At 70.3% G+C, this 12713-nt stretch carries 15 protein-coding genes; 11 read left to right on the top strand and 4 right to left on the bottom strand.

Features of this window, described 5'->3' with window-relative positions; translation table 11 throughout:
* The first annotated feature begins 19 nt into the window (after positions 1-19).
* Positions 20-1093, top strand: coding sequence for an adenylate/guanylate cyclase domain-containing protein (locus QM782_RS08905; protein WP_415202557.1), 1074 nt, complete (start codon positions 20-22; stop codon positions 1091-1093).
* Between the two features lie 3 nt (positions 1094-1096).
* Here the strand turns inward: QM782_RS08905 and QM782_RS08900 are convergent, their stop codons facing one another.
* On the bottom strand, positions 1097-1900 hold the full coding sequence (locus QM782_RS08900) for an IclR family transcriptional regulator (protein ID WP_415202556.1): 804 nt from the start codon (positions 1898-1900) through the stop codon (positions 1097-1099).
* 143 nt (positions 1901-2043) lie between these two features.
* On the opposite strand from QM782_RS08900, the gene QM782_RS08895 reads away from it, so the two are divergent.
* The 7 genes from QM782_RS08895 to QM782_RS08865 are packed head-to-tail and all read left to right on the top strand — an operon-like array spanning position 2044 to position 7333.
* Entirely contained in the window at positions 2044-3051 is a 1008-nt protein-coding gene (locus tag QM782_RS08895) for a TRAP transporter substrate-binding protein (protein WP_415202555.1), read from the top strand.
* Between the two features lie 32 nt (positions 3052-3083).
* Positions 3084-3530 carry a type II 3-dehydroquinate dehydratase gene (locus tag QM782_RS08890; protein WP_415202554.1) on the top strand — a complete coding sequence of 149 codons (447 nt, stop codon included), beginning with the start codon at positions 3084-3086 and terminating at the stop codon, positions 3528-3530.
* Positions 3531-3583: 53 nt separating this feature from the next.
* Positions 3584-3988, top strand: a complete 405-nt coding sequence (locus QM782_RS08885; protein WP_415202553.1) for a hypothetical protein — start codon at positions 3584-3586, stop codon at positions 3986-3988.
* Positions 3969-5282 carry a hypothetical protein gene (locus tag QM782_RS08880; RefSeq protein WP_415202552.1) on the top strand — a complete coding sequence of 438 codons (1314 nt, stop codon included), beginning with the start codon at positions 3969-3971 and terminating at the stop codon, positions 5280-5282. Before QM782_RS08885 ends, QM782_RS08880 begins: the two co-directional genes overlap by 20 nt.
* The gene (locus tag QM782_RS08875; RefSeq protein ID WP_415202551.1) at positions 5279-5404 is read left to right on the top strand and encodes a hypothetical protein; all 126 of its coding nucleotides are present in this window, start codon (positions 5279-5281) and stop codon (positions 5402-5404) included. The genes QM782_RS08880 and QM782_RS08875 overlap by 4 nt, the downstream gene beginning before the upstream one ends.
* The gene (locus QM782_RS08870) at positions 5376-6215 is read left to right on the top strand and encodes a hypothetical protein (RefSeq protein WP_415202550.1); all 840 of its coding nucleotides are present in this window, start codon (positions 5376-5378) and stop codon (positions 6213-6215) included. Before QM782_RS08875 ends, QM782_RS08870 begins: the two co-directional genes overlap by 29 nt.
* Positions 6216-6271: 56 nt before the next feature.
* Positions 6272-7333, top strand: coding sequence for a chitosanase (locus QM782_RS08865; RefSeq protein WP_415202549.1), 1062 nt, complete (start codon positions 6272-6274; stop codon positions 7331-7333).
* Positions 7334-7356: 23 nt separating this feature from the next.
* Here the strand turns inward: QM782_RS08865 and QM782_RS08860 are convergent, their stop codons facing one another.
* Positions 7357-8340 carry an MDR family oxidoreductase gene (locus QM782_RS08860; protein ID WP_415202548.1) on the bottom strand — a complete coding sequence of 328 codons (984 nt, stop codon included), beginning with the start codon at positions 8338-8340 and terminating at the stop codon, positions 7357-7359.
* 106 nt (positions 8341-8446) lie between these two features.
* Between QM782_RS08860 and QM782_RS08855 the strand changes: the two genes are divergently transcribed.
* Positions 8447-8884: a rhodanese-like domain-containing protein gene (locus QM782_RS08855; protein WP_415202547.1), complete on the top strand. Its 438-nt coding sequence runs from the start codon at positions 8447-8449 to the stop codon at positions 8882-8884.
* Positions 8885-8888: 4 nt separating this feature from the next.
* Here the strand turns inward: QM782_RS08855 and QM782_RS08850 are convergent, their stop codons facing one another.
* The gene (locus QM782_RS08850) at positions 8889-9875 is read right to left on the bottom strand and encodes a response regulator (protein ID WP_415202546.1); all 987 of its coding nucleotides are present in this window, start codon (positions 9873-9875) and stop codon (positions 8889-8891) included.
* 100 nt (positions 9876-9975) lie between these two features.
* Between QM782_RS08850 and QM782_RS08845 the strand changes: the two genes are divergently transcribed.
* Together QM782_RS08845 and QM782_RS08840 are read left to right on the top strand one after the other, a co-directional pair.
* Entirely contained in the window at positions 9976-10605 is a 630-nt protein-coding gene (locus QM782_RS08845) for a helix-turn-helix transcriptional regulator (RefSeq protein ID WP_415202545.1), read from the top strand.
* An 87-nt stretch (positions 10606-10692) separates the two neighbouring features.
* Positions 10693-11460, top strand: a complete 768-nt coding sequence (locus QM782_RS08840; RefSeq protein ID WP_415202544.1) for a type III pantothenate kinase — start codon at positions 10693-10695, stop codon at positions 11458-11460.
* 27 nt (positions 11461-11487) lie between these two features.
* On the opposite strand, the gene QM782_RS08835 is transcribed toward QM782_RS08840, so the two are convergent.
* On the bottom strand, positions 11488-12684 hold the full coding sequence (locus QM782_RS08835) for a M20 aminoacylase family protein (protein WP_415202543.1): 1197 nt from the start codon (positions 12682-12684) through the stop codon (positions 11488-11490).
* Between the last annotated feature and the right edge of the window lie 29 nt (positions 12685-12713).

Below are 12713 nucleotides of genomic sequence, written 5' to 3'. Positions count from 1 at the left end.
GCGCATGCGCCTCGCTGCCATGAAACAGATCCATCGCCAGCAACTGGCCGACCGCCTGCTCGCCCTCGCCGCCACGGACGCGCTGCAGCGGCCTGACGCGCGCGATCGCATCAACGCCGTGGTGGACAGCGTGGTGCATCCCGGCGAGATGGCCGACCTGCGGCGCGTGACCATCCTGCTGTCGGACCTGCGCGGCTTCACCGCGCTGGCCGAGCAGCATTCGGCGCTGGCCATGGTGCAGGCGCTGAACCGCTACCTGGCGCGCATGACGGAGATCATCGTGCGCTGGGGCGGCGCGATCGACAAGTTCATGGGCGACGCGATCATGGTGCTGTTCGGCGCGCCGGAGGCGCTGCAGGACGACGTGGAGCGCGCCATCGCCTGCGCGATCGAGATGCAGATCGCGATGGACGAGGTCAACGCCGAGAACCGGCGCCAGGGCATGGCGGCCTGGTACATGGGCATCGGCATCAACACCGGCGAGGTGGTCGCCGGCCACCTGGGCTGCACGCTGCACAGCGAATACACCGTGGTCGGCGAGCAGGTGAACCTGGCCTCGCGCATCGAGGCGCACAGCCTGCGCGGGCAGATCCTGCTGTCCGAGGCGACCTGGCTGCTGGCGCGCGAGTACATCGAGGTCGGCGAGCCGAACGAGGTCTGCGTCAAGGGCAAGCGCAGCGCCGTGCGCATGCTCGAGCTGCGGGCGACCCGGCGGCCGCGGCCGCTGGCGGTGCCCCGCCGCGAGGTGCGCAGCAGCGCGCGCGTGGAGGTGGACCTGCCGCTGGAATTCCGGCGGCTCGACGGCAAGTCGCTCGCGCCCGAGCGGCTGGCCGGCCACATCCACGACATCGGCTACGGCGGCATGTTCGTGCGCAGCCGGGCCGTGCTGCAGCCGTTCGACGACATCTGCTTCGCGCTGTCGCTGTCGCTGATGGGCCGCGAGCTGACCGAGATCTACGCCAAGGTGCTGCGCGTGGTGCCGCAGGCCGACGGCGGCTTCGGCTATCCGGTGGAGTTCACCTCGATCGAGGCCAAGGCGGCCCAGTCGATCAAGGCGTTCGTCGACGGGATCGTGGAGCTGGGCCGGCCCTGAGCCTCAGCCGGCGCGCACGGCCGCGGCCGCACGCCGCGCGAGGACCGGCGAGGCCGCGCTGGCCATCGCCAGTTCGGCGGCGGCCGCCTGCAGCGCCGGGCCCAGCTCCAGCATGCGCGGGACGGTCAGCCGGATCGCCGGCCCGGCGATCGTGATCACGCCGATGGTCGGCTCGCCGCGGCGCTGCACCGGCGCGCCCATGGAACTCATGCCGGGCGCGTAGACCTCCTCGATGACCGAGAAGCCGCGCGCGCGGTCCTCGTGCAGCGCCTGCTCGACGGCCTTCCAGGTCGTCGGCGCGCGCGGGCCGTAGTCCTTCGGGTCGCCGAAGCCCTGCCGGACGACCAGCTCCAGCGCGCGCTCGTCGGGCAGCGTCATCAGCCAGGCATGGCCGCCGGCGCTGCACGACAGGCGCAGGTCGATGCCCATGTCCGGGTCGTAGCGCAGGCCGAAGCGCGCGCCCTGGGCCTTGGCCACGAAGGTCAGCCGGTCGCCGTCGACGATGGCCAGCCGCACCAGCTCGCCGGACAGGTCGGCCAGCCGGTCGATGATGGGCTGGGCGATGTCCACGATGCCCGAGCCGCCCAGGTAGGAAAGCCCCAGCGCCGCGAGCTTGGTGGTCAGCGCATAGTCGCCGTGCTCGCGCATCTGGCGCACGTAGCCGCAGCGCACCAGCTCGGCCAGCACCCGGTGGCAGGCCGACAGCGGCAGCTCCAGCTCCTGCGCGATGGCCGACAGCGCCCTGCCCTCGGGCCGCGCGGCCAGGTATTCGAGGACGGACAGGGAACGTTCCAGCGGGCTGCTCATGGCCGGCGATTGTGCGTGAAGGCCCCCGAACCGGCCGCGATGCCGCGGATTCGCCGGCATCGATCTGGAATCATTTTCTTATTTGGAAATATTTTCCATTTACGCTACGATCGCCGCCTTTCCAACCCGAGAGGACCATCGACGTGAAACCCCTGCTCCGCAGCGCCCTGGCGGTCGCCGTGCTCGCCCTGTCCACCACCGCGGCCCTGGCCCAGGACATCCGCGAGCGCACCATCAAGTTCGGCCACCTGAACAACACCGACCATCCGGTGAGCTTCGGCGTCAAGCGCTTCGCCGAACTGCTGGCGGCCAAGACCGGCGGCAAGTTCAAGGTGCAGGAGTTCCCGTCGAACCAGCTGGGCAACGAGCTGCAGCAGCAGTCGGCGCTGCAGGGCGGCGTGCAGGAGATGTCGGCGCCGGCGACGACCTCGCTGGCCGGCATCGTCAAGGAGTTCGGGCTGCTCGACTTCCCGTTCGCGGTGTCCACCTACGAACAGGCCGACGCGCTGCTGGACGGCCCGCTGGGCCAGGCGCTGATCGCGCGGCTGCCCGAGAAGGGCCTGGTGGCGCTGGGCTACTGGGACCTGGGGTTCCGCAACGTGACCAACAGCCGGCACCCGATCACCCGGGCCGAGGACCTGGAGGGCCTGAAGCTGCGCGTGATCCCGAACCCGGTGTTCCTGGAGTCGTTCAAGGCGTTCAAGGCCAATCCGGTGCCGCTGCCGTTCGCCGAGCTGTACGGCGCGCTGGAATCCAGGGCCGTGGACGGCCAGGAGAACCCGTTCGCGGTGATCCTGTCGAACAAGTTCTACGAGGTGAACAAGTTCGTCAGCGCGACCAACCACGTCTACGCGGCCAACATCGTGCTGGTCAGCAAGCGCTTCTGGGACAAGCTCTCGCCCGCCGAGCAGAAGATCATGCAGGAGGCCGCCAGCGAGGCGCACGGCTACCAGCGCCAGGTCAGCCGCGCGGCGGCGCAGAAGGCCATCGGCGAGCTGCAGGCCAAGGGCATGCAGTACAACACCATCGCCCCGGCCGAGCAGGCGCGCATGCAGGCCATCGTCAAGCCGGTGCTGGAGAAGTTCGCGGCCAGCTACGACCCGGCCATGGTCAAGCTCTACAACGACGAACTGGCCAAACTGCGCAAGTAGGCTTCCACCACGAACGACCCGGAAACACGCCCATGAAGATCCTCGTCCTGCACGGCCCCAACCTGAACCTGTTCGGCCGCCGCGAACCGCACATCTATGGCCACACCACGCTGGCGCAGATCGACCAGCAGCTGGCCGCGCTCGCGGCCGAGCTGCAGGTGGAGCTGGCCACCGTGCAGTCCAACCACGAAGGCGTGCTGGTCGACTTCCTGCACGAGCACATCGACAGCGCCGCCGGCGCCGTCGTCAACCCGGCCGGGCTGACGCAGCACGGCGTGCCGCTGCACGATGCGATCAAGGCCATGCCGTTCCCGGTGCTGGAGGTGCACATGTCCAACATCGCGGCCCGCGAGGCCTGGCGCGCGCATTCCATCATCTCGCCGGCCGTCAAGGGCACGATCCAGGGCCTGGGCCCGCTGTCCTACGTGCTGGGGCTGCGCGGCGTCGTGGAGCTGGCGCGCGCCGCACGCGCGGGCTGACGCCGCACGCGCGGCTTTTTCCACCATCTTGCCGATGCGCGGCCGGCGCGGCCATGGTCACATCGGCCATGGTCCTGCCCCGCCTGCTGATCGCCCTCCTCCTGACCACCCTGACCGCGGCATGGACGCCGCGTGTGGCATTTGCTGCCGAAGCGTTGCGCATCCAGCCAGCATCCACGAAAGCTGTGGCAGCGCATGTGGAACGGCGTCCGGCCGAGCCGATGCCGGCGCGCCACGCCACCGGCCGCTTCCCGCCGCCGCTCGGCGCACTGGGCTTCACGGCTATCGCGGCGCTGGTGCTGCTGCGCGGCCGCGTCTCGCCGGACCGCAGCCGCCACACATCACCCGATCGGCACGCTGTTCTCATCCATTCAGAGGATGCGCGAGCCGGCCTGAACCGGTCGAATGCGGCTTCCGACATCCTGGAGGAGGACAAACATGCGGCTTCATCTTCGTAACCCGCTGCTCGCGCTGTGCCTGGCAGCCAGCGCCAGCGCTCATGCGGACATCGTCATCGGCAACGCGTTCATCAACTTCGAGACCCGCGGGCTGAACTCTCTGGGCTTCACGGACGGCACCTTCCTGCGTTTCGGCGCCAACTCGGTGATCGACAGCGCGACCGGCACCGCCGCCGGCATCTCGGGCATCGCGACCACGACCGACCTGGCCACCGGCGAGCTGGTCCAGCGCACCATCAGCTACAACCCGGGCCCGGTGGTCCCGAACTTCTTCTCGCGCTACCTCCCGCTGACGACCAACGCACCGCCGCCGCCCAACGCGTACCAGCCCTGGACGCTGAATTTCAGCAACGGGAGCCAGAGCGCCAGCACCGTGGTCCGGATGCAGGCCGGCTCCGCGCCGATCGGCTTCGTCTCCAGCATCGCGCTGTCCGGCACGGCCGCCGCCCCGAACTTCCGCTGGACGCCGCCGGCGAGCGACGCGGTCCAAGGCTATCGCGTGAACATCTACGACCGCTCGCTGATCAACAACAACCCGGCCAACGGGCCCCTCAGCACCGGCCAGGTGGTGAGCCTGGACCTGCAGCGCACCGACTACACGGTCGATCCGTCCCACTTCTCGGTGCCCGGCTATGCGTTCGTGCTCGGCAAGCCCTACACCATCGAAATTTCGGCGCTGCAGACGCGCGACGGCAGCACGGACACGCGCAACAGCAATCTGCAGGCCATGGCCCGCGTCTATGCCGACTTCACGCCGACCGACAACGGCGACCAGCAGGTGCAGTTGCCAGTGCGACGCGACGACGGCAGCTTCGCCTTCAATTTCACGGTAGTGCCGGACCAGCTCTACTACATCGACCCGTCGGTCGCTGTCGGTTATGACTACCAGACCGGCGCTGGCGATCCGAACTTCCGCACGCTGGTGCTACCCAGCGACATCGGCGACGGGCGGTACGACCTGTGGCTATGGGATGGCAGCGACTGGCTGCTGGCCGCGCACGACTGGCTCGGCGGCCAGGTGTTCGACTTCGGTCTGGATGGCGTCGACCGCTTCCGCGTGACCGGCATCGAGGTGGCCGCCGGCCTGGACCCGGAGGACACCACGGCCTTCGTGACCGGCGTGAGCTTCACCGGCGCCGGCCGCTTCACCGGCACGCAAACGCCGATCACGCAAGAGGTGCAGGACGTGCCCGAACCGCCGGTCGGCGCGCTGCTGCTGATGGGTGGCGCGGCGCTGATGCTGCATGGGCGGCGTACAGCGCGGGTACCGGATGCACCAAGGAGGTTGACATGAAAGCCATTCCCGACAGCAGGAGACCTTTGGCGCTGGTGCTCGGCGCCGTGCTGGCGGTAAGCGGCTGCAGCCACCTGGGCCTGCCCTCAGGCCATGAACGCACTCTGGCCAATCCGGCCTGACTGCAACGACGAGCAGTCCGATCAGGACGCTGCCAAGAAGGCCGCCAACGACCAGGTTGCGGCCTACTACACCGCCATGGACAGGGCGGCCAACCCCGCGGCTACCAGCACAGACGTCGCGGCCTGCCTGAATGAGGGCATCGGCTTGGTCGACAGCCATTGCCGTCGGTGGTTCCAGCGGTTGGAAGACTTCGAACGGCAAGCGCGGTGGCGCGCCAAGGATGTCAATGTGATCAGCCAACTCGGAACGGCGTTGATCGGACTGGCTCGCCTGAATTCCGACGTCACCACGGCCTATGGCGCCGGCATGGCGACCTGGTCCGGACTGCAGGACAACCGGCTCGACGGCTTGGTCATCGCGCCGTCTACCAGAGGTGTCAAAGCCAAGCTGTTCAAAGTTCTCGAGGAACGCGCAGCGGTACTGCGGGAGGCCACACCAGAAGACTTCGTGGCCGCGCGTAGTCACCTTGAGGCCTATTCCGATCTGTGCACCTTCAGCACAGCACGCGATCTGGTGGACAAGTCGGTGTCCTCAGCGGAGCCAAAGGCCGAAAGCACGGGCGAGATCCGTATCACGCAGGTAGCAGGCGTCTCCACGGTGACAGGCGTCGCCGGCTCGGATCAGGAGCAATCGATCCTGCTGAAACTGTGGCGACCGGATGGAAAGGCAATGGACAAGACAGTCGATGCGCGATTGGACGCTTGGCTCAAGAAGGCGGCGCCGCAACTCGACGTCGCCGACCTGCTGACCATGAAGGGCGCCGCTGCGCTGCGGCGGCGCGCGCTCGCCGAAGTGCGGTTCTCGAACTGAATAAAGAGCTGGATAGCTTCCGCCAAATCTATGCGCTTCGCGGAGCAACGGTCAGTGTGCAGCCGGATGGTGCAGGAACCTTCACGCTGACCGCGACTTGGCAAGAGTCGCCGGCGCAGAAAGATCTGCAAGCATTGGTGGAGCCGGCCAAGCTCGACGGCGTCACCGCCATGGCCACGGGCGACACGCTAACCACCACGCAGCGCCGCACGGCCGAAGCCATCGTCAACATCTTCGAAACCGGCACGGTGCTGAGCGACTACGGCCAGGTCACACTGATCCCGGGTGACAGCGGTCATCTGACCTTCGGTCGTTCGCAGACCACGCTATCCACCGGCAACCTCGGCCGGCTGTTACAACAATACGTGACCAATCCTGGCGCACGCTTCGGCGCGCGCCTGCGCGACGCAGCGATGCGCGCCCAGGCCATCGACTTGACGCTGGACACGGACCCGCAGGCTCACAACCTGCTGCGCGCCAGCGCCGACGACCCCGTCATGCGCGACACGCAGGACCGCTTCTTCACGCAGCGCTACTGGCAGCCTGCGCTGGATGCCGCCCTGCAACGCGGCATCCGCACCGCGCTCGGCGTGGCCGTGGTTTACGACAGCTACGTGCACGGTAGTTGGGCCGCGTTGCGCGACCAGGTCGACTCAGCTTCGGGTCGCGCAACCGACCTCGGCGAGCGAGCCTGGATCCGCGCCTATGTCACCGCACGTCGCGACTGGCTGGCGCACCATGCACGCGAGGATCTAAGACCAACGGTCTACCGCATGCAAGCTTTCGAGCGACTAATCGCACTGGATCAGTGGGGGCTGGAACGACCGCTGCGCGTGCGCAGCCAGGAGATATCCGAACTGACGCTGAACGCCATACCGCCGAACTGCTACGACGGCCCGCAGCCGGGCAGCCGGGTGCTGGCGCTGCAGGCGCCGATGACGCGCGGGCTGGACGTGCGAACGCTGCAGCTGGCGCTGTCGGACCGCGGCGCCGACCTGCGCGCCGACGGCGCCTTCGGCCAGGCCACGGCCCAGCAGCTGCGCGCTTTCCAGCAGCGGGCCGGCCTGCCGCCAACGGGCAGTGCCGACAGTCAGGTCTGGGGCCGCCTGCTGGCCTGAATGAAGCCCGAGGCGCGCCGAAATCAGCGGTTGACGTCCACCACCAGCCGCCCGCGCACGCGGCCGGCGAGGATGTCGGCGCCGGCCTGCACGGCGTCCGCCAGGCCGATCTCGGACGTCATGGCGTCCAGCTTCGCCAGGTCCAGGTCGCGCGCCAGCCGCTCCCAGGCGGCCATGCGCACCGACGGCCTGGCCATCACGCTGTCGATGCCGTACAGCGTGATGCCGCGCAGGATGAACGGCGCCACCGTGGCCGGGAAATCCATGCCCTGGGCCAGCCCGCAAGCCGCGACGGCGCCGCCATAGCGCGTGGTGGCGCAGGCGTTGGCCAGCGTGTGGCTGCCGACCGCGTCGACCACGCCGGCCCAGCGCTCCCTGCCCAGCGGCTTGCCGGGCGCGGACAGCTCGGCCCGGTCGATGACCTCGGCCGCGCCGAGCGCCTGCAGGTAGCCGGCCTCGCCGAGCCGGCCGGTGGAGGCCACGACGCGGTGGCCCAGCCGCGCCAGCAGGGCGATGGCCACGCTGCCCACGCCGCCGTTGGCGCCGGTCACCAGGATGTCGCCGGCGCCCGGCGCGATGCCATGGCGCTCCAGCGCCAGCACGCACAGCATGGCGGTATAGCCGGCCGTGCCGATGGCCATGGCCTGGCGCGCGCTCAGGCCCGCGGGCAGCGGCACCAGCCAGTCGGCCTTCACGCGCGCCTTCTGTGCCAGGCCACCGCTGTGCGTCTCGCCCACGCCCCAGCCGTTCAGCACCACGGCATCGCCGGGCCGGTAGCGTGCGTCCCCGCTGGCTTCCACGGTGCCGGCGAAGTCGATGCCGGCGGTCAGCGGGAACTTGCGCACCACCGGCGACTTGCCGGTGATCGCCAGCCCGTCCTTGTAGTTGATCGTGGAATAGGCCACGCGCACCAGCACCTCGCCGTCGGGCAGCGCGTCGTCGCCGACCTCGCGCACACCGGCGCGGTAGCCGGCCTCGTCCTTCTCGATCACCAGAGCCTTGAACATGGCGTCACCTCCTGCACGCCATTCTCGGCGCAAAGACCGTGCGCCACGGTGGGCCGGCCCCGGCCTACACTGCGGCGCACCGCCACCCTCACGCGAGACCGCCAGCATGAACAGCGAACTGCCCCCCACCGATGCCGATGCGCCGCGCCCCGCCGAGGGCTATGCCGGCGACGTTCCCCCGGCCCTGGCCGCACGCTGGTGGCAGGAGGGCCGGGCGGTGCTGGTGGACGTGCGCACCGACGCCGAGCGCGAGTGGGTCGGCTACGTGCCCGGCGCGGTGCCGGTGGCCTGGAAGCAATGGCCCGGCATGGTGCTAAACCCGCAGTTCGACGCGGCCCTGCGCGCGGCCGTGCCGCCGGGCGGCAAGGTGCTGCTGCTGTGCCGCAGCGGCGTGCGTTCGATCGCCGCGGCGCGGCGCGCGACCGAACTGGGCATCGAGGCCTACAACATCCTCGAAGGCTTCGAGGGCGCTGCCGACGCGAACGGCCAGCGCGGCCGCACGGGCGGCTGGCGCCAGCGCGGCCTGCCCTGGCGGCAGAACTGACCGACTACTGGCGCACCGCGCGCACGGGCTGGCGCGCCAGCCAGGCTCCGTAGCTGCTGTCGGCCGGCGGCGCGTGCGCGGCATCGACGCTGAACAGCGCGCCGAGCAGCACGCCCTCCTGCCCCAGCGAGAACGCCGGCCGCAGCCGCGGCGGCGTGCCGCGGCCCATCGCCTGGCCCAGTTCCAGGTCGATCAGCTGGCGGCCGGCGCGGATCTCCTGCAGCACGTCCGGCCCGGTGCCGACGGACTCGGCCAGCTGCTCCAGCTCGGCCAGGCCGCCGACCGGTTCGAGCTGCAGCCAGCCGACCTGGCCGCCGGCCGTGCGGCCCAGGATGCCGTACGGATCGCCCAGCACCACGTACTCGACGAAGCCCTGCTGTGCCAGGAGCTGCTGCACCGCGCGCGCCGTCGAAGGCACGCGCAGCTGCGCGTGCTGCGCCGGCGTGAGCGTGCTGCGCCAGATCTGCGAGCAGCGCGCGTTGGCGCTCGACGGCATGTGCTGCAGCACCGCGACCAGGCGCTCGGCCACGTCCACCGCCTGCTTGGGCAGGAACTGGTCGATCAGCGCGCGGTTGAACGCATCGACCGCGATCTGTTCGTCGGCCTGGCCCGTCAGCAGCACGCGCAGGCCGGGCCATTCGCTGAGCATGGACAGCACCTGCAGCCCGTCCATCTCCGGCATCGAGTAGTCGGCCACGCAAGCGTGCGTGAGCGCATAGCGCGCCTGCACCTGGCGCGCCCAGTAGTCCAGCACCTGCGGCACCAGCGGCGTGGCCTCTTGGCGCCAGCGGTCGATGATGTGCTGCTGCGCCCAGGCGTCGTCTTCCCAGGCCGCCGCCTCCGGCCGCAGCTGCGCCAGGCAGTCGTCGATGCGCGCGTACAGCCGCACGTTCCACCGCTCCGGCAGCATCAATGCCAGCATCTGCAGGTAGTCGGGATCGTCGTCCAGAAACGCGATGCTGCGGGGGCTATGGAACAGCGGAAGACTCATCGGATACGAGGCGTGAGCAAGGGCCGGTAGTATTGTCATGCAAGGGTTTCCAATGGTGACACGCATACCTGTCAGATCTGCCAGCACCGCACTCCAGGAGTTGCTGAGCGAATGGCTACGCACGCTGGCCAGCGAAGGAGTGGACGCGATCGTGGTGCTCGGACCGGACCTGCACGGCGGCCCGGACGAGCGCCGCGTGCTGGCCGTGCATCCGCTGGACGCGCAGCACGCCGCCCACGCGCTCGTCCGGGACGCGGACTTCGGCGACGGCCCCAGCGGGCCGGTCCCGTCGGTCGTGGCCTGGCACGCGCTGGATCCGGCCGCCTCGTCGAACGGCGAGCGCGACTGGCGCCGGCCCTGGCATGCGCGCGGCGCACGCAGCACCGTGCGCGTGAACTTCGAGCTACCGGCCGGCCGCGCCTTCGAGTGCTTCCTGTTCGTCGCGCATGTCCTGCAGCAGCGCACGCAGGTGGCCGTGCTGGCCTGGCTCGCGCAGAACTTCTGGCCCACGCTGCGCGCGGCCCTGGTGGCGGCCTGGTGCCCGCTGACGCCGCGCGAGCAGGAATGCCTGCGCCTGGCCTTCGACGGGCTGACCGCGCGCGCCAGCGCGGAACGCATGGCCTGCACCGAACGCACGGTGAACTTCCACCTCGCCAACGCGATGGCCAAGCTCGACGTGGACAACAAGATGGCCGCGATCCAGCGCGCCTGCTGGCTGGGCGCGATCTAGCGCCGCCCGCCGCGGCCAGCCTGGTGCGGCCGTGATAATGCGGCCGGCGGCGCGCCCCGGCACGCCCCCGCGGAGGGAGACGCACGCATGACATTTCTCGCGATCGACATCGGCAACACGCGCCTGAAATGGGCCCAGTACGACGCGCCGCATCCGCGCGCCCGGCTGCTGGCCCACGGCGCGGAGTTCCTGGAGAACATCGACAAGCTCGGCGACGGCCCCTGGGCCGCGCTGCCGGAGCCGACCCACATGCTGGGTTGCCAGGTCGCCGGCGACGCGCTCAAGCGCCGCACCGAGGAGCAGATGGAGCTGTGGAGCGTCGACCCGCTGTGGGTCGTGGCCCGCAGCGAGGAGGCCGGGCTGCGCAACGGCTACGAGCACCCCACGCGGCTGGGGACCGACCGCTGGGTCGCCATGATCGGCGCGCGCCACCGCGTGCTGCGCCGCGACGGGCCGCGGCCCATGGTCGTGGTGATGGTCGGCACGGCCGTGACGGTGGAGGCGGTGGACACGGAAGGCACGTTCCTGGGCGGCCTGATCCTGCCGGGCCACGGCATCATGCTGCGCGCGCTGGAGTCCGGCACCGCCGGCCTGCACGTGCCCACCGGCGAGGTGCGCACTTTCCCGACCAACACCAGCGATGCGCTGACCAGCGGCGGCACCTACGCCATCGCCGGCGCGGTCGAGCGCATGGTGCAGCACCTGCAGCAGCACTGCGGCGAGGAGCCGGCCTGCATCATGACCGGCGGCGCCGGCTGGAAGATGGCGCCGCACATGACGCGGCCGTTCGAGCTGGTGGACAACCTGATCTTCGACGGGCTGCTGGAGATGGCGCACGCGCGGTTCGGCTGCTGAGCCGCGGCGCCTGCGCCGGGAACGGGCTCAGGCGGCCGGCCGCGCCAGCCACTGCTCGGCCAGCCGCACCCAGTACGTCGCGCCCAGCGGGATCAGCGCGTCGTTGAAGTCGTAGCTGGGGTTGTGCAGCGTGCAGGGGCCGCCGCCGTGCTGCGGCGCGCGGTGCGCGCCGTCGCCATTGCCGATGAAGCAGTAGGCGCCGGGCCGCGCCTGCAGCATGTAGGCAAAGTCCTCGGCGCCCATCGTGGGCTCCTGCACCAGCACGTTGCCGGCGCCGACGATGCCGGCCATGACCTCGCGCGCGAACGCCGCCTCGGCCGGATGGTTGACCGTGGGCGGGTAGTTGCGGTGGAACGCGAACTCGCACTCGGCGCCAAAGGCCGCCGCGATGTTCTGCGCGATGTCGCGCATGCGCTGCTCGATCAGGTCCAGCACCTCCAGCGTGAAGGTGCGCACCGTGCCCTGCAGCTCGCAGCTGTCGGGCACCACGTTGGTGGCCTCGCCGGCATGGATCATGGTGACCGAGATCACGCCGGCATCCACCGGCTTCTTGTTGCGCGTGAGGATGGTCTGGAAGGCCTGCACCATCTGGCAGGCGATCGGCACCGGGTCCGTGCCCAGGTGCGGCAGCGCGGCGTGGCAGCCCTTGCCGCGGATGGTGATCCTGAACTCGTTGCTCGACGCCATCACCGGCCCGGCGCTGACGGCGAAGCTGCCGACCGCCATGCCGGGCCAGTTGTGCATGCCGAACACCGCCTCCATCGGGAACTGCCGGAACAGGCCGTCGCCGATCATCTCGCGCGCGCCGCCGCCGCCCTCCTCGGCCGGCTGGAAGATCAGGTAGACCGTGCCGTCGAAATTGCGGTGCCGCGCCAGGTGCTGGGCCGCGGCCAGCAGCATCGCCGTGTGGCCGTCGTGGCCGCAGGCGTGCATCCGGCCGGCGTGCCGGCTGGCGTGGGCGAACTGGTTGGACTCCTGCATCGGCAGCGCGTCCATGTCCGCGCGCAAGCCCACGGCGCGCGGCGAGGTCCCGTTCTTCACGATGCCGACCACGCCGGTCGTGCCCAGGCCGCGGTGGACCGGGATGCCCCACTCGGTCAGCCGGGCGGCCACGAGGTCGGCCGTGCGCCGCTCCTCGAAGCACAGCTCGGGATGGGCATGCAGGTCGCGGCGGATGGCGGCGATGCCGGCGGCCTGGCCGGCGAGGGAATCGATGATCTTCATGGAGGGGCGGCCCGCAGGGAAAGGGCCGC

It is taken from the genome of Pseudorhodoferax sp. (assembly GCF_047601025.1).
Taxonomy (GTDB): Bacteria; Pseudomonadota; Gammaproteobacteria; order Burkholderiales; family Burkholderiaceae_C; genus Pseudorhodoferax.
This window is presented reverse-complemented; position numbering and strand designations above follow the sequence as displayed.